14 protein-coding genes are annotated in these 16361 nt (G+C 61.8%); 12 read left to right on the plus strand and 2 right to left on the minus strand.

Going from position 1 to position 16361, the window contains the following annotated elements; genetic code table 11:
• Window positions 1-202: 202 nt before the first annotated feature.
• Together AB0T83_RS06295 and manD are read left to right on the plus strand one after the other, a co-directional pair.
• Window positions 203-1342 (plus strand): Gfo/Idh/MocA family protein, encoded by a 1140-nt coding sequence (locus tag AB0T83_RS06295; RefSeq protein WP_366192188.1) that lies wholly within the window; start codon window positions 203-205, stop codon window positions 1340-1342.
• 13 nt (window positions 1343-1355) lie between these two features.
• Entirely contained in the window at window positions 1356-2582 is a 1227-nt protein-coding gene (gene manD, locus AB0T83_RS06300; protein ID WP_366192189.1) for a D-mannonate dehydratase ManD, read from the plus strand.
• Between the two features lie 90 nt (window positions 2583-2672).
• On the opposite strand, the gene AB0T83_RS06305 is transcribed toward manD, so the two are convergent.
• On the minus strand, window positions 2673-4049 hold the full coding sequence (locus tag AB0T83_RS06305; protein ID WP_366192190.1) for an MATE family efflux transporter: 1377 nt from the start codon (window positions 4047-4049) through the stop codon (window positions 2673-2675).
• An 82-nt stretch (window positions 4050-4131) separates the two neighbouring features.
• Window positions 4132-4824 (minus strand): GntR family transcriptional regulator, encoded by a 693-nt coding sequence (locus tag AB0T83_RS06310; RefSeq protein WP_366192191.1) that lies wholly within the window; start codon window positions 4822-4824, stop codon window positions 4132-4134.
• A gap of 182 nt (window positions 4825-5006) precedes the next feature.
• Between AB0T83_RS06310 and AB0T83_RS06315 the strand changes: the two genes are divergently transcribed.
• The 10 genes from AB0T83_RS06315 (at window position 5007) to AB0T83_RS06360 (ending at window position 16254) form a co-directional block, all read left to right on the plus strand.
• The gene (locus AB0T83_RS06315) at window positions 5007-6110 is read left to right on the plus strand and encodes an ABC transporter ATP-binding protein (RefSeq protein WP_366192192.1); all 1104 of its coding nucleotides are present in this window, start codon (window positions 5007-5009) and stop codon (window positions 6108-6110) included.
• Window positions 6107-7102, plus strand: coding sequence for an ABC transporter permease (locus AB0T83_RS06320; protein WP_366192193.1), 996 nt, complete (start codon window positions 6107-6109; stop codon window positions 7100-7102). The genes AB0T83_RS06315 and AB0T83_RS06320 overlap by 4 nt, the downstream gene beginning before the upstream one ends.
• A gap of 13 nt (window positions 7103-7115) precedes the next feature.
• Window positions 7116-7997, plus strand: a complete 882-nt coding sequence (locus AB0T83_RS06325; protein ID WP_366192194.1) for a carbohydrate ABC transporter permease — start codon at window positions 7116-7118, stop codon at window positions 7995-7997.
• Window positions 7998-8027: 30 nt separating this feature from the next.
• Complete coding sequence (locus tag AB0T83_RS06330; protein WP_366192195.1) at window positions 8028-9593, plus strand: extracellular solute-binding protein; 1566 nt, start codon at window positions 8028-8030, stop codon at window positions 9591-9593.
• A gap of 85 nt (window positions 9594-9678) precedes the next feature.
• Window positions 9679-11997, plus strand: a complete 2319-nt coding sequence (locus tag AB0T83_RS06335) for a heparinase II/III domain-containing protein (RefSeq protein ID WP_366192196.1) — start codon at window positions 9679-9681, stop codon at window positions 11995-11997.
• A 77-nt stretch (window positions 11998-12074) separates the two neighbouring features.
• Window positions 12075-12407, plus strand: a complete 333-nt coding sequence (locus tag AB0T83_RS06340; RefSeq protein ID WP_366192197.1) for a cupin domain-containing protein — start codon at window positions 12075-12077, stop codon at window positions 12405-12407.
• A 40-nt stretch (window positions 12408-12447) separates the two neighbouring features.
• Window positions 12448-13329, plus strand: a complete 882-nt coding sequence (locus tag AB0T83_RS06345) for an NAD(P)-dependent oxidoreductase (RefSeq protein ID WP_366192198.1) — start codon at window positions 12448-12450, stop codon at window positions 13327-13329.
• A 62-nt stretch (window positions 13330-13391) separates the two neighbouring features.
• Window positions 13392-14135, plus strand: coding sequence for an SDR family NAD(P)-dependent oxidoreductase (locus AB0T83_RS06350; protein ID WP_366192199.1), 744 nt, complete (start codon window positions 13392-13394; stop codon window positions 14133-14135).
• 89 nt (window positions 14136-14224) lie between these two features.
• Window positions 14225-15241, plus strand: coding sequence for a peptidyl-prolyl cis-trans isomerase (locus AB0T83_RS06355; RefSeq protein ID WP_366192200.1), 1017 nt, complete (start codon window positions 14225-14227; stop codon window positions 15239-15241).
• Complete coding sequence (locus AB0T83_RS06360) at window positions 15238-16254, plus strand: HupE/UreJ family protein (RefSeq protein ID WP_366192201.1); 1017 nt, start codon at window positions 15238-15240, stop codon at window positions 16252-16254. The genes AB0T83_RS06355 and AB0T83_RS06360 overlap by 4 nt, the downstream gene beginning before the upstream one ends.
• Window positions 16255-16361: the final 107 nt, after the last annotated feature.

The following is a 16361-nucleotide window of genomic DNA, read 5'->3' on the forward strand; positions in this document are numbered from 1 at the left end:
GCCACCGCCAGCACGTCCTCCAACATGCGGATGCCCATATAGGCTACTAGCATATCAGTCCTGTCAAGAAATTTATTTCCGACGACGAGAAAGCCTTTGCTGGCGTGGTTTCCTGCTGTCCATGGACCGTTCCGGGATTGCGCCCGAGACAAGGTGATTCTAGTATACTAGTCATCTAACTGTCAATCGGGGGAACAAGCGCATGACGGAAAAATTCAAGGTCCTGGTTTACGGGACGGGCTTTGCGGGCACGGGCCACGCCGAGGCCTTCCGCGCTGCGGGCGCTGAGGTTGTCGGAATGGTCGGACGCAACAAGGCCGTTGTGGAAGAGGTGGCCCAGAAGCTGGGAATCCCCTATGCGGGCACCGATTGGGCTGCGGCACTGGAAACATGCGCCCCTGACATCGTGTCCATCGCCACACCTGGCGGCGCGCATTACGACCCCATCAAGCTGGCCATCGCCCAGGGCTGTCACGTGTTCTGCGACAAGCCGATGACCACCTCGGGATCGACCGCGCGGGAGCTTCATGCGCTGGCGCAGGACAAGGGCGTCAAGACCGCCTTCGCCGCCAGTTTCCGCTACACCGCCAGCGTGCAGCACGCCCGCCGCCTTGTCGCAGAGGGTGCGATCGGCGAGCCGACCGAGGTCGAATGCATCTCGCATTTCAATCTCGAGCGCGAGATTCCCTTTGGCTGGTCGCACCGGGTCGAGGATGGCGGCGGACGGCTCAACAACAATTTCACCCATACGCTGTCCATTGTGACAGCCGTAGTCGGCGACAGGATCACCCGGATCGCCGGAGACGTGCGCGACGACCTGCTCCGCGCGCCGATTGTCGAAGGCGTGCACAATTTCGCCACCCGCCGCGATTTCATCCCCAGGGTTCTGGACGACCCCAAGCTGCAATGGGGCGACAGCAACGTCGAATGGTCCTACACGGTCATGGCCCAAATCGACAGTGGCCTGGCGGAACGCCCGGTGTCGGTTCTGTTCAAGCACGGCGGGCTGGTGCCACGGTTCCACGAGGATCACATCGTGTTCTACGGCACCAAGGGGGCGATCTACCTGGAAGGCCACTACGGCAGCGGACAGCTTCATTTCTATGGCGAAGACAAGACCTGGACCGCCCTGCCCCTGCCTGACGATATAGCTGCCGCCATCCCGGATGTAGCCGGCGAAACCGAGCAATGCTGGCATGTTCTTGCCCGCGACTTCGTGGGGGACATCCGGGGCGATGTAGTCGACCCCTACCCCACCTTTGCCGAGGGTAGCCAGTACCAGCAGATCATTGATCTGATCCGCACGAGCGACACCTGGGCCGATGTGTCCGAACTGACCTGAAGGGAACAAGCCTGTGAAAATCACCGATGCAAAGGTCTTTGTTGGCGGACCGAAGAAGAACTACGTCACCCTGAAGATCATAACCGATCAGGGCGTCTACGGGCTTGGCGATGCCACGCTGAACAACCGCGAAACGCTGCCTGCGAAATATCTGCAAGATTTCCTGATCCCGAACCTGATTGGGATGGACCCGCGCAACAGCGAGGACATCTGGCAGTTCCTCTATCGTGGCGCCTATTTCCGGGGCGGCCCGATCGCCATGGCCGCCTATGGCGCCATCGACATGGCGCTGTGGGACATCAAGGGCAAACTGGCGAACATGCCGCTGTACCAGTTGTTCGGCGGAAAGAGTCGGGACGGCGCGATGGTCTATGCCCATGCCACCGGCGCCGACCTGGAAGACCTGATGGACTCCATCGCCCAGTATGTCGAAGAGGGCTACAAGGCGATCCGCGTGCAATGCGGCATTCCCGGCATGCCCACGGCCAGTTATGCGGTGCCTGAAAAGAAGGGCAGCGCGCAGAACTATATCACCGACTACACCGGCATCCGACCCAAGGTCGAGATCTGGGACACCGACAAATACATGCGCTACATGCCCGGCGCGCTGGCCGAGATTCGCGACCGTTTCGGCCCGGATGTGCATATCCTGCACGACGTTCATCACCGGCTGCTGCCGCGTGAAGCCGCGGAATTCGCCAAAGCCGTGGAACCCGTGCGCCTGTTCTGGATGGAAGACCCGACCCCCGCCGAGAATCAGGACGCGCTGCGGCTGATCCGTCAGCATTCGACGACCCCTATCGCCATCGGCGAGGTGTTCAATTCGATCTGGGACTGCAACAAGCTGATCGAGAACGAGCTGATCGACTTCATCCGGCTGGCCGCGACCTATGCCGGCGGCATCACGCCGCTGAAGCGAATCGTCGATCTGGCGGGCCTGCACAACGTGCGCACAGGGTTCCACGGCGCACCCAGCCATTCGCCCATATCCATGGCCGCCCAGCATCACCTGAATGCCTGGGCCCCGAATTTCGGCGTGCAGGAATACCTGGTGTTGGGCACCCCCGAATGCGACGCGCTGTTCCCGTCAGAGCATCGGATGGAGAACGGCATGGTGTATGTCAGCGACGCACCGGGTCTGGGTGTGGATTTCGACGAGGCTGAGGCCGCGCGCTACACCTATGCGCCCGGCAGTCACCCGGTGGTGCGGCTGGAAGACGGGACCATGTGGAACTACTGACATAGCGGCCCTGACGCCGATCCGTCGGCATCCGGGTGCGAAGTCTTGCGGTGGGAACGCGAATGGGCCGGGAATTATCCCGGCCCCGGATCACGCCGCCAGTTCTGCCCGTTTCCAGTCGCCTTTGAGCAGGCGTCTGTGAAAGGCCGGAAACTTGACGAATTCTTCCAGCAACAGGAGTGACAAGACCCAGAAGACCGGCACCTGAAAGTACAGGACCGCGATCGCCGTGGCCGGGACGCGGAACAGCCATTGCGACCAGATGAAGACATGCATGACATAGATCGTGTCGCCACTGGCGCGCAGCGTGTTGCCGCAAATGGCGTTGGAACACTTGGGAAACGGCATAATCAGCAGGATCGGTAGAAAGCTCAGAAGATAGGCGCGGGTCTCGACGCTCAGATCCGAATACAACACGCCGGCAGACAGGCAAACCCCGCTGTAGACCAGTGCAACGCAGGCCGCCGCCACGAAGGCGCCGCGCCAGGCGCTGCCAAGGAACCGGTCCAGCACCGCCTCGGGCTGCCGTTGCCCGAGAAGCTGGGCCACGATGATGCCCGACGCCTGCGCCCATTGCATCCCGATGGTGCCTGCAACCATGATCCACGGCGCGATGATCGTCATGGCCGCGAATTCGTTCAGGCTCATCTTGGCATAGATCAGGGTGCAGAACTGGGCGGCGAAGGTCGCGCTGAAGAATGTCGCCGCGATGGGCAGGGAAAAGGCAAGGTGTCGTCTGATCGTTGCGTTCAACGTTCCATTGCGCCAACCGGCGACGTGGCGCAGATGACCGTCAAGGCGCACCAGCCGCCAGACCAGAAACCCGACCTGCACGCACACCGCGATGGCGCTGCCCATGGCGGCACCGGTCACCCCGAAGGCGGGCAGACCGAACAGTCCGTGGATCAACACGATGCTGGCTGCCACATTTATCGGAAGGGACAGACAGAAACTGTACAGCGGCAGTTTTGTCCGACCGCAGCCATTGAAGAAGCTCGACAAGCACTGCCCCACCGCCTCGCCCAGGATGACCAGCGAGAACACCGCAAGATAGTTGATCGCCAGTCCGACCACCTCGTCCGTGGGGGCCATTGCGGCAAGAAGCCTGCCCCCGAAGAGCGAGATCACCAACAGGCCGATGCTGCCGACCGCCAGGCTGATCCCCATGCCCGACACCAGAACCGATTTCAGGAACACGGGATCGTTGGTGCCAAAGGCCTGGGCCGTGCGGATCTGCATCGCATTCGAAAACGCCAGGATACCACCCAGCACGAACCCCGCGATTGCGGCGGCCAGCCCCATGGCGGCCAGCGCGGTTTCGCCCAGGGACGACACCAGATAAGCGTCAATGACCACCGTCCCGTGCAGGATGATGGCTTTCAGCGTCATCGGCCAGGCCAGGTTGAAGATGTTGCGCGCCCCGAAGTTCGGAGCGGGCAAGGTGTCACGCGGGGGATTGATTGTCATGAATGTCCATCACTGCAAGACCCGTCGGGGCACTCCGGCGGATTGCTTGCGGTCTGTCAGGCCCGGTCGGGCCAAAGCGTGATTACTGCGGCGTCGGTTCGAAATAGCTGGCGTTGGTTTCGGTGATCGCGCGGATGGTGTCATCCAGCCGCGACAGATGCAGCACCCCGGCGGCAATCGCCCGTTCGGCGTCATGGGCCTTGACGGCCTCGGCGATGGCGCGGTGATCCGCCACCAGTTCGGGCATGCGGTCCTCTTTCGACAGGCTCAACAGGCAAAGCCGGTCGACCTTGGCCTTCTCTGTCATGATCACGTCGAACGCGAAATCGGCCTTGGCGATGTTGCAGAGCGTGCGGTGAAACTCATAGTCCAGTTTACCGAAACCCTCGACGTCGCGCTTTTCGATGGCGACCTCCTGCTGCGCCAGGGCCGCGTCCAGTTCCGCCGCATTGCCGGCATCGCAATTCTCGGACGCGCGCCGCAGCACCTCTTTTTCGACCGAGGCCCTGACAAAGCGGGATTTTTCGATCTCACGCATGGAAAAGCGTTTCACTTCCGTGGCGCGCTGAGGGCGGATCAGCAGCATGTCGAGGTTCGCGAGGCGACTGAAGGCATCGCGCACCGGTTGCCGCGATACGCCGAACTGGGCCGCGATATCGGCCTCGGAAATCTTGTCGCCGGGCCTCAGCTGCAGCGACAGGATCTCGTCATGCAGATAGTCGAAAATTTCGTCGACGCTGGTCCTCCGTGCGCCAAGCTGGGTTGCCTGAACCATGATGTCTGCCTTCCTGAAAACGGTCTGTCAGTTACTGCTCAATCGTTAATCCCGAACATGTCTACAGCATTTTAAACTAGTATACCAGCCCGATTACTAGTATACCAGTTTTCATCGAGCGCCGAATCATGCGCGTGGCCGAACCGGGTCACGGGGGTGGGCGCAATCAGTTGGGAGGGAACATGTCCGGAGTCAGTCTCAAGGGAATCATTAAAGCCTACGGTGCGGTTCAGGTGGTCCACGGGATCGACCTGGAGGTGCAGGAAAAGGAATTCGTCGTCCTTGTCGGCCCGTCGGGCTGCGGCAAGTCGACAACGCTGCGCATGATCGCAGGACTCGAGGAGATCTCGGACGGGGAACTGACGATCGACGGGCGCTTCGTGAACCGCGTCGCGCCCAAGGATCGCGACGTGGCGATGGTGTTTCAGAACTACGCGCTTTACCCCCATCTGAATGTGGCGGACAACATCGCCTTCGGCCTGCGCATCCGCAAGGAAAGCAAGGAAACCATCGCCTCGTCGGTGGACGAGGTCGGAGAAATCCTTGGCCTGACACCCTATCTGGATCGCCGCCCGGCCGACCTGTCCGGTGGCCAGCGTCAGCGGGTTGCCATGGGCCGCGCCATCGTGCGCCGCCCCAAGGTCTTCCTGTTCGACGAGCCGCTGTCCAACCTCGATGCCAAGCTGCGCACCCAGATGCGCGCCGAAATCAAGCGGCTGCACAAGCGGCTGGGCGTGACCTCGATCTATGTGACTCACGACCAGGTCGAAGCCATGACATTGGCCGACCGGATCGTCGTCATGCACGACGGACGCATCGAACAGGTCGGCTCGCCGATGGATCTGTTCCTGAATCCGGCCAACACCTTCGTCGCGTCCTTCCTTGGCTCGCCGCCGATGAACATGGTCAAGGCCAGGATCGTTGCCGGAGATCAGGGGCCCGTCGCCGAGTTTGACGGTCAAAGCCTGCCGCTGGCGCAAATTCCCGCGCTTCAGAATTCGGTGGGCAAGGCGGTGACCCTGGGCATTCGTCCCGAGTTCGTGACCGTCGCGGCAAACGGCACGCCCGGCTGCGTCAATGTCGATGTGGATCTGGTGGAAACGCTGGGCTCGGAGGCGCTGATTCACGCCAGCCTGCAGGGCGACCCCTTCGTCATCCGGACCGAGACCCTCGGCCATCTGGGCATGCTGGGGGACATTTCCGGCTTCACCATCGAACCGGACCTGATCCGTGTCTTTGACGCAGAAAGCGGTGCCGCGCTGCCCGGTCAGGGGACGAAGTCATGAGCAGCGATCCGAATTTCACCGGCCAGAGCACAGAGAGTCTCGTCACCGAGGCCAAAGAGGCGCTGCGCCGTCGCAAGCCCGGTCGCATCGAACGCGTGGGCGATCATCTGAAGCGGGAATGGCAGCTCTACCTGTTGCTGATCCCGACAATTCTATGGCTGCTGGTCTTCCTCTACAAGCCGATGTACGGGCTGCAGATCGCCTTCAAGGACTACAGCGTTTTCCGCGGCCTCGCGGCCAGCCCCTGGGTCGGATTCGAACACTTCCAGACCCTGTTCGGGAACGACCAGTTCCTGCGCGCCCTGCGCAACACCATCTACATCAGCATGCTGAGCCTGATTTTCGGCTTTCCCATGCCGATCATCCTTGCGGTGATGTTCAACGAGATCCTGCACCAGACCTTCAAGAAGACGGCGCAGACCATCGTCTATCTACCGCACTTCATCAGTTCGGTGATCATCGCGGGGATCGTCATCACGGCCTTCTCGCCCTCGGCAGGGATCGTGAACACGGTGATGGGGTGGTTCGGGCTGGAACCGATCTACTTCCTGACCAAATCAGAATGGTTCCGCCCGATCTTTGTCGGCACCTCGATCTGGCAAGAAGCAGGGTTCCAATCCATCGTCTACCTTGCCGCGATCGCGGGCATCTCTCCCACGCTGTATGAATCCGCAGTCGTGGACGGCGCCAGCCGCTGGCAGATGGTGTGGAAGATCACCGTGCCATCGATCCTGCCGACCATCATCATCATGCTGATCATCCGCATCGGCAACATGCTGGAAGTCAGCTTCGAGATGATCATCCTGCTCTATCAGCCTGCAACCTACGAGACGGCGGATGTGGTGAACACCTTCATCTACCGGCAGGGCATCCAGGGCGGTCAATACGATCTGGCCGGTGCTGCAGGACTGTTCAACGCCGTGGTCGCCTTCGTTCTGGTGATGACTGCAAACACCATCTCCAAGCGCTATTCGCGCACGTCGCTGTGGTGAGGAGGCCAGGCAAATGCTGAACATGAACCTCTATTCGCGTGGCGACAAACTGTTCGTCGTCACCAACATGGTCCTGATCGGACTGTTCACGATCTCGACGCTCTATCCGTTCATCTACATCGCTTCGCTGTCGATGAGCACAGGCTTCGAGGCCCGCGCCGGCAATGTGACCCTGACCCCGGTCGGGTTCACGCTGGAAGCCTACAAACAGGTGCTGAGCGAGCCGCTGTTCTGGAGTTCGTACAAGAACACCTTCATCTACACCATCGGCGGCACCTTGATGAGCCTCGCGTTCATCATCCCCGGCGCCTATGCCCTGTCGCGGCCGCAGTTGTACGGTCGGCGGTTCTGGAACCTGATGGTGGCCTTCACCATGTGGTTCCACGCCGGGATGATCCCGTTCTTCCTGAACATGCGCGACCTGGGTCTGCTGGATAGCTACTTCGGGATCATCATCGGCTTCGCGGTCAACGGCTTCAACATCATCCTGCTGCGCAACTTCTTCGAAGGCATCCCGCAGAGCTTTGAAGAAGCCGCCCGGATGGATGGCGCCAACGAGTTCCAGGTGCTGTGGAAGGTCTATGTGCCGCTGTCGAAACCGGCCATCGCCACCGTCGCGCTGTTCTGCATCGTGTCGCGCTGGAACGGCTTATTCTGGGCCATGGTGCTGCTACAGGATGAAGAGAAAATTCCGCTGCAGGTCTATCTGCGCAAGGTCATCGCCGAACTGTCCGATGACGAGGAATTCGCCACATCGCTCCTGTCTGCGGCCTATTCGTTCGAAACCGTCAGCGCCGCGATCATCGTCTGCTCGATCATCCCGATCCTGCTGATCTACCCCTTCCTTCAGAAGTACTTCAGCAAGGGCATCCTGCTGGGTGGGGTGAAGGAATAACCAGAAAACATCGCATTAAGGGAGGACTCCATGCGAACGTTCAAACTGTCTCTCGCCATCCTTGGCACCACCGCCTTGACGGCACCCGTCTTCGCCGATGGCCAACTGCCGATCGTCGACAAGCCACTGGAACTGACGATCCACATGCACTGGCCGCGTGCCCAGGGCTACGGTCCCGGTGGCGACACCAACACGCTCTACCCGGTCGAGGAGGTTGCCCGCGAACGGACCAACATTCACCTCGTTGACGAAACTTCCGGTCGCAACACGACCGACAACAACGAGGCGATGAACCTGCTTCTGGCGAAAGGCGACCTGCCCGACATCGTCGGCGGCAACCTGATCCGGCAGCCGGTCAACCAGTACGGCCCCGAGGGTGCCTTCCTGCCGCTCAACGAGCTGGTGGATGAGCATGCCCCGAACATCAAGAAGTTCTGGGAAGAGCATCCGGGCCTGAAGGAAGCGATCTCGGCCTATGACGGCAATTACTACTACATCCCCTACCTGCCGGACGGGAAATACGGTCGGGCATGGTTCGTCCGTCAGGACTGGCTCGATGCGCTCGGCCTCGCACAACCGCAGAATGTCGATGAGCTTTACGAGGTCTTGGTGGCCTTCCGCGACCAGGACCCGAACGGCAACGGCGAAAAGGACGAAGTCCCCTACTTTGCCCGCGACTGGGAAGAAGTGAACCGGCTGCTGACGCTGTGGGATGCCCGCTCGTCCGGGTCGGACATCTACCACGACTTCTACGTCACCGACGACGGCCAGATCGCGCATCCCTATGCGCAGGAAGCCTATCGCGACGGGATTGCGAACATTGCGAAATGGTACGAAGAAGGCCTGATCGACGCCGAGATCTTCACCCGCGGTTCGTCCTCGCGCGACTTCCTGCTGGGCGAGAACCTGGGCGGTGTGACCCATGACTGGTTCGCCTCGACCAGCGGCTACAACGCGGCGCTGGCCGACAAGATCGAGGGCTTCAACTTCATCCCGTTCCTGCCGCCGGCATCGGCGGGTGGGGTGCGGATGGAAGAGCACCGCCGCATTCCGATCAAACCCGACGGCTGGGCGATTTCCTACACCAACGAGCACCCTGTCGAGACCATCAAGTACTTCGACTTCTGGTTCTCCGAGGAAGGCGCGCTGCTGGCCAACTTCGGTGTTGAAGGCAAGACCTGGGACATGGTGGATGGCGAGCCGATCTACAAACCGGAAGTGCTGAACTCCGACACGCCGGTGAACAGCCAGATGTATCTGGAAGGCGCGCAGGTCTATCGCGGCTACCCGCAGGACTACCGTTACGAATGGCAGTGGACCTCGCCGGCGGCGCGCGAAGGGATCGAGCTTTATGATACCGAAGACCTGCTGGTCGACCAGTTCCTGGGCGTGGCCTTCAACAAGGACGAACAGGCGGTCTACGACAAGTACTGGCCGTCGATCCGGACCTACATGCTGGAGCGCAATCAGGCGTGGATCCTTGGCAGCGGCAACGTCGTGGAGGACTGGGATTCCTACATCTCGACCCTCGACAAGATGGGCTACCAGAAGGTTCTGGACGTCATGAACTCGGCCTACGCCCGTCAGTACGGCTGACCTCCCCGGCCGTATCAAGCGCGTGGCCTGATCTGGCTGGCCACGCGCATTTCCCCCAAACATCTGACATGCAAGGATCTTATCTATGCTCGCCACCTCCCATCCCAAGCTCGACGAACCCAAGGCGGGCCGGTTGACGATCCAATATGCCCCGACGTCCGACTCTGATGTGGCGGAAAACCCGCCGCGCTTCACGTGGCTGCCGGTGATCGAGGACGAGGCGCACTACGTGCTGCGCATTTCGCAGAACGCGAAATTCCCCGCCAAGGAAACCCGGGTCTTCGCCAATATCCCGGTGAACTTCTTCACCCCCGATGCCGTCTTCGCGCCGGGGGAGTACCATTGGTCCTATGCGGTCTGCGACGCGGCCGGAAAGCCCGTCACCGGCTGGAGCACCACCCGCAGCTTCACCCTTGCCGAAGGCCTGCCCGAAACGCCCCTGCCCTCGCGGGCCACGCGATTTGCCGCCTCCACCACCGCGCATCCGCGGCTCTGGATGACGCCCGATCGTCTGGTCGACTTCCGCAAGGCCGTCGAGTCCGACCCGGACCATTGCACCTGGTCCACCTTCTATGAGGGGTCCGTCCTGCCGTGGATGGACCGCGAAGTGATGAAAGAGCCTGCCGGTTATCCCAACCACACGCGGACTGCCCCGGTCTGGCGCCAGACCTATATCGATCTTCAGGAACTGTGGTACGCCATCCGGCATCTGGCCATCGGCGGCACGGTCACCAGTGATGCCGCGATGCTGGACCGCGCCAAGGCATGGCTGCTGGAGGCCGCAAGCTGGGATCCGATGGGGGTCACCTCGCGCGCCTATACCGACGAATGGGCCTACCGCGTGAACAACGCGCTGGCCTGGGGCTATGACTGGCTGTACGACCACATGGACGCGGACGAGCGCAAGATCGTGCGCACTGCCCTGCTGGAACGGACCCGCGACATTGCCGAACACGCGATCCTGAACGCCAAGATCCACCTGTTTCCCTATGACAGCCACGCGGTGCGCTCGGTCTCGCTGACGCTGGTGCCCGCCTGCATCGCGCTTCTGGGCGACGACGAGGATGACGAGGCCCGCGTCTGGCTGGATTACTGCGTCGAGTTCCTGTTCACCGTCTACACCCCCTGGGGCGACAGCGATGGCGGCTGGGCCGAGGGCACGAATTACTGGATGATGGGCATCGCCTATCTGATCGACGCCGCCAACCGCCTGAAATCCTTTTCCGGGATCGACATCTACAAGCGGCCCTTCTTCCAGAAGACCGGGGATTTCCCGCTGTTCTGCAAGGCCCCGAACACGCGCCGCGCCACCTTTGGCGACGACAGCACGCAAGGCGACCTGCCCGCGATCAAGACCGGGCTGAACATGCGCCAGTTCGCAGGCGTCACCGGCAACGGCGCCTACCAATGGTACTGCGATGAAAACCTGCGCCTGAACCCCGGCACCGAAAAGGCCTTCTACAACTGGGGCTGGTGGGACACGCGGTTTGACGAACTGGTCTATCGCACGGATTTTCCCTTTGTCGAAGCCACGCCCCCCGAAGGCGGCATGCGCCACTTCAAGGGCATCGGCTGGGTCGGAATCCAGCACGCGATGGACGATCCCGACCAGCATGTGCAGTTCGTGTTCAAGTCCAGCAAGTTCGGCTCGATCAGCCACAGCCACGGCGATCAGAACGCCTTCTGCATGGCGGCTTATGGCGAGGATCTGGCAATCCAGTCCGGCTATTACGTGGCCTTCAACTCGTCCATGCATCGCACCTGGCGGCGCCAGACCCGGTCCAAGAATGCCATCCTGATCAATGGCAAGGGCCAGTACGCCGACAAGGACAAGGCCAAGGCGATGGCCGCGACCGGTCGGATCATCACCGCCGAGGAGCGTGACGACCACATCTATATCAAGGGCGACGCCACCCCGGCCTACCGCACCCTGTCGCCCGAAGTGATGCTGGCCGAGCGCGAGGTCTATTTCGTCCGCAATTCGTATTTCGTCATCGTCGACAGCGTCGATGCCGAGACCCCGGTCTCGGTGGACTGGCTGCTGCACGCCAACGGCCCCTACGATCTGGGCAAGACCTCGTTCCGCTATACCGGCGAGCGCGCGGGCTTCTATGGCCAGGTGATCTGGTCCGAGGCCGGCAAGCCGCAATTGACACAGGAAACCGGTTTTCCGGGCGTCGATCCGGCGGACTACGAAGGTCTGCCGGTCAGCACCTGCCTGCACGCGCAATACCCCGAGGCCACCCGGCACCGCATCGCGACGCTGCTGGTGCCCTACAAGCTGAGCGAACCGAAGCGGATCTTCCACTTCCTCGACGATCAGGGCTACGACGCCGACCTCTACTTCAGCGATCCGGAGGAGAACACCTTCCGCGTCGTGATGAAGAAATTCGCCAAGACCTGACCTGACCCGATACCGGGGCGCGGACCATGATCCCCGTGGCCGCCCCTCCACCGCAATGCACGACACGGAGACCGACAATGACCGTAAAGAACCTGTTTCCCGGCGCTGAAAACAAGCTGTTTGATGCCGGTGGCGGGCTGACACGAAAGGTCGCCGCCTACAACGACAACCTGATGATCGTCGAGGTTCATTTCGAGACTGGCACGGTGGCGGCGCGTCACAGCCATCCGCACGAGCAGATCACCTATGTCATTTCGGGCAAGTTCGAGTTCACCGTCGGCGATGAGACCTACGTCATTTCCGCCGGCGACTCCCTGTACAAGCAAGCCAACATCGTCCACGGGGCGACCTGTCTGGAAGCGGGCACACTGCTCGATGTCTTCACGCCACATCGCGAAGATTTTCTCTGAACCTACAAGCACAAAAGAACAAACTTAGGGAGTACACGGCATGACCAAACCTGTCATCGGTTTCATTGGCCTCGGCCTCATGGGCGGCAACATGGTTGAGAACCTTCAGAACCGGGGGTTTGAACTGGTTGTGATGGACCTCAACAAGGATGCCGTGGGCGCGGTTCTGGCCCGTGGCAACGCCACCGAAGCCACCTCGCCCCGGGAACTGGCGGCGGCCAGCGACATCGTGATGCTGTGCCTGACGACCTCAGAGGTCGTGGAAAAGATCGTCTATGGCGACAACGGCATCCTGGCAGGCATCAAGGACGGCGCCGTGCTGATCGATTTCGGCACCTCCATCCCCGCCTCGACCCGCAAGATCGGGGCCGATCTGGCCACCAAGGGCGCGGGCATGGTCGACGCCCCGCTGGGTCGCACCCCGGCCCACGCCAAGGACGGGTTGCTCAACATCATGGCCGCCGGGGACAAGGCGACCTTCGACAAGGTCAAGCCAGTGCTCGACCAACAGGGCGAAAACGTCTTCTACCTCGGCGCGCTCGGCGCAGGTCACACCACCAAGCTGATCAACAATTTCATGGGCATGACCACCGTCTGCACCATGAGCCAGGCGTTTGCCGTGGCCGACCGGGCCGGGGTCGATCGCCAGCAGCTTTACGAGATCATGTCGACGGGACCGTCGAACTCGCCCTTCATGGGGTTCTGCAAGAACTACGCGGTCGATGGCGTCAGCGACCTTGGCTTTTCGATCAACAACGCCAACAAGGATCTGGGCTATTTCCTGAAGATGGCTGAGGATCTGGGCACGCGCGCCGAGATTGCCGAAGGCACCTCGCACAATCTTGAGGCCGCCGTGGCGGCGGGTATGGGGGACGGCAACGTTCCGGAAATCTTCGACTATTTCCTCGAACTCCGGAAATAGGTAACCGAACGGCCCAATGCACAGCGATGCGGTCAGACTCTAAAAGACAGGAACACACGACGATGAAACTTCAGTCCAAAACCGCAATCGTTACCGGCGGCGGCCGCGATATCGGGCGGGCCTGCGCGGTCAAGCTTGCCTCGGAAGGCGCGAATGTGGCGATCAATTATTTCGCCAGCAGCGCCGGGGCCGAGGAAACCGTGGCCGAGATCGAACGCAACGGCGGCAAGGCCATCGCGGTGCAGGGCGATCTGTGCAAGGCCGCGGATGTGGAGGCCCTGGTGGCCAAGACCGTCGAGACGTTCGGCGGCATCGATATTCTGGTCAACAACGCGGGCGGCCTGATCGCGCGCAAGACCATCTCCGAGATGTCGCTTGAGCATTGGCAGGCGGTGATGGACCTGAACGTGACCAGCACCTTCCTGATGGTCAAAGCCTGCCTTCAGCACATGACGGCAGGCGCCATCGTCAACATTGCCAGCCAGGCGGGCCGCGATGGCGGCGGCAACGGCGCGGTGCCCTATGCCACCTCGAAGGGGGCCATCATGACCATGACCCGTGGTCTGGCAAAGGAACTGGGCCCGGACATTCGCGTCAACGCGCTGTGCCCCGGCATGATCGACACGGATTTCCACAACATCCACACCCCCGACGCGGGTCGGCGCGGTCTGGAAGCCGCAGCCCCGCTCAAGCGGCAGGGCGTGCCCGAGGACGTGGCCAATCTGGTGCTGTACCTTGCCAGCGACGACGCGGGCTATCTCACCGGGACCAACGTCGACATCAACGGCGGGATGCTGTTCTCGTAACGGAATGGTCGGCGATTGCAGCAGCGCCCCTGCGCAAGGGGCGCTGTGATGATCGCCGACCTCAGACCATCGCCGGCCGTGAAGCCCCTGTGATCTGGACGGAAAACTTCGGACCGTGCGCCGAACTATCCCCGACCACGCTTCTCACCGCCTGCACCTGCCGCGATGCCACAACCAAGCAAGGTGGGGCAGGTTTTGGCCTTGCAATCGGTCCCACCTGTCCGTCACATGCGGCATCCGTAACGCTGGTGACATCCATGGCACGCATTCTTCGCGAACCACTCCTGCATTTTGCCGTGTTCGCAGTACTCCTGTTCGTTGTCTTCGAGATCCGAAACGACGACGAGGCTCCTCCTCCCCCTTCAGCAACATTCATCGCAGTTTCCGAAGCGGACGCGCGTGCGTTGGCCCGGCAGTTCGAAGGCGTCTGGAACCGGCCGCCGGCCCGCGAAGAACTCGATACGCTGATTTCCTCCTATCTGGACGAGGAAATACTGGTGCGCGAGGCCTTGAAGCTCGGGCTCGATCGCGATGATCCGGTCATCCGCAATCGCCTGCGGCAGAAAATGCTGTTTCTCACGGAGTCGGAATCGCAACGAATGGTGCCCGAGGATGCGGTTCTGGAACAGCATCTGCAGGGCAATCCCGAGCGGTTCGTACTCCCCGGCCAGATCTCCTTCCAGCAGGTCTATCTTGGAGAGGCCCCCGATGAGGAAACGGTCCGCCAAAGCCTCGACCGGTTGACCGAGGGCCAGGATCCCGCCCTGATCGGCGTCCGCTCACTTCTGCCCGCCGGGATGCAAGCCGCCGATCCCCAGCAAGTGGACCGCCTTTTTGGCCCGGGCTTCTTTGCCGCGACGGCACAACTGCCGGATGCCACATGGGCGGGGCCGGTCCGTTCCGGATACGGCCTGCATCTGGTGCGGATCGAAAATCGTGTTGCACCGCTGCTGCCAACCCTGCCGGATGTGCGCGAGATCGTGCTTGCGGACTGGCGCCGGGAGCAGGCGCAGATCCTTGCCGATGCATATCTGGCGGCGTTGCGCGACACCTATGACATTGCCGTACCCGATGCGGCAGCCTTGACGGACATCCTGACGCAATGAGATGGCTGGCGGCAATCGGGGTGCTGATGGCGTTGCTCCTCGCGGTAACGCCCGGCGGGGCGCGCGCCCATGCGCTCGATCCCGGCTATCTGAGCCTGGAAAATGTGACCGGACAAAGCTGGCGCGTGTTCTGGCGCAAGCCGGATGTCAGCGGCAGGCCGATGGAGGTCGACGCACAACTGCCCGCATTCTGCACACCGGCTTCCGGGCCCACCCCCTATACCGACGGCAAGGCCTGGGTGTCGCAATGGCAGGCGAACTGTTCCGAGACGCTTCAGGGCGCCACGATCCTCATCGATGGGCTGGAAAACACCCAGACCGACGTTCTGCTGCGCCTGCAAAATGCTGACGGCACGGTGATCACCTCCCGCCTGACCGCCGACGTCCCGGCCTTCGAGGTTCCCGTGCAGCTATCCGGTCTTGCAGTGTTCTGGCAATATCTTGTGCTGGGCTGGGAGCATATCCTGGAAGGTCTGGACCATCTGCTGTTCGTTTTCGCGCTGTTGGTGCTGGTGCAGTCGCCGGGGCGCCTGCTTGGGGCCATCACGGCCTTCACCGTGGCGCACAGCATCACGCTGGCCGCAGCCTCGCTGGGGCTGCTGTCGGTGCCCTCGCCGCCGGTCGAGGCCGCCATCGCCCTGTCCATCGTCCTGCTGGCGGTGGAGATCCTGAAGCAAGGCGACGGCAAGCCCTATCTCACCGCGAATGCGCCATGGATCGTCGCGTTTCTGTTCGGGCTGCTGCATGGGCTCGGCTTTGCGGGCGCCCTGTCCGAAATCGGCCTGCCCTCAGGCGACATCCCGCTGGCCCTGCTGGCTTTCAACCTTGGGGTCGAGGCGGGTCAACTGACCTTCGTTGCCGGCGTTCTGGCAGTGTTCGTGGTGTTGCGACGGATGGTTCCGGCGCTGGCCAGGACGCTGCACGCCCCCGGCGCACCGGGCACGAAACTGCTGGGCTATGCCATCGGCGGCGTGTCGGTGATCTGGCTGACAGAGCGGGTCGCCGGTTTCTGACACGGCCGCCGGTCAGAGCCATCGACGCCTCTGCCCAACGGTCAGGATAGCGGCCATGCTGCGACCGGAATCTGTCCAAAAAACGTAATTTTCGACAATTCCGTCGC

Source organism: Meridianimarinicoccus marinus, from assembly GCF_040689105.1.
Taxonomy (GTDB): Bacteria; Pseudomonadota; Alphaproteobacteria; order Rhodobacterales; family Rhodobacteraceae; genus Meridianimarinicoccus; species Meridianimarinicoccus marinus.

What these genes read in the sequence shown, in the direction of transcription:
- AB0T83_RS06295 (WP_366192188.1), top strand. Translation starts at nt 203, where the DNA reads ATGACGGAAAAATTCAAGGTCCTGGTTTACGGGACGGGCTTTGCGGGC.
- AB0T83_RS06305 (WP_366192190.1), bottom strand. Translation starts at nt 4,049, where the DNA reads ATGACAATCAATCCCCCGCGTGACACCTTGCCCGCTCCGAACTTCGGG.
- AB0T83_RS06310 (WP_366192191.1), bottom strand. Translation starts at nt 4,824, where the DNA reads ATGGTTCAGGCAACCCAGCTTGGCGCACGGAGGACCAGCGTCGACGAA.
- AB0T83_RS06315 (WP_366192192.1), top strand. Translation starts at nt 5,007, where the DNA reads ATGTCCGGAGTCAGTCTCAAGGGAATCATTAAAGCCTACGGTGCGGTT.
- AB0T83_RS06320 (WP_366192193.1), top strand. Translation starts at nt 6,107, where the DNA reads ATGAGCAGCGATCCGAATTTCACCGGCCAGAGCACAGAGAGTCTCGTC.
- AB0T83_RS06325 (WP_366192194.1), top strand. Translation starts at nt 7,116, where the DNA reads ATGCTGAACATGAACCTCTATTCGCGTGGCGACAAACTGTTCGTCGTC.
- AB0T83_RS06330 (WP_366192195.1), top strand. Translation starts at nt 8,028, where the DNA reads ATGCGAACGTTCAAACTGTCTCTCGCCATCCTTGGCACCACCGCCTTG.
- AB0T83_RS06335 (WP_366192196.1), top strand. Translation starts at nt 9,679, where the DNA reads ATGCTCGCCACCTCCCATCCCAAGCTCGACGAACCCAAGGCGGGCCGG.
- AB0T83_RS06340 (WP_366192197.1), top strand. Translation starts at nt 12,075, where the DNA reads ATGACCGTAAAGAACCTGTTTCCCGGCGCTGAAAACAAGCTGTTTGAT.
- AB0T83_RS06345 (WP_366192198.1), top strand. Translation starts at nt 12,448, where the DNA reads ATGACCAAACCTGTCATCGGTTTCATTGGCCTCGGCCTCATGGGCGGC.
- AB0T83_RS06350 (WP_366192199.1), top strand. Translation starts at nt 13,392, where the DNA reads ATGAAACTTCAGTCCAAAACCGCAATCGTTACCGGCGGCGGCCGCGAT.
- AB0T83_RS06360 (WP_366192201.1), top strand. Translation starts at nt 15,238, where the DNA reads ATGAGATGGCTGGCGGCAATCGGGGTGCTGATGGCGTTGCTCCTCGCG.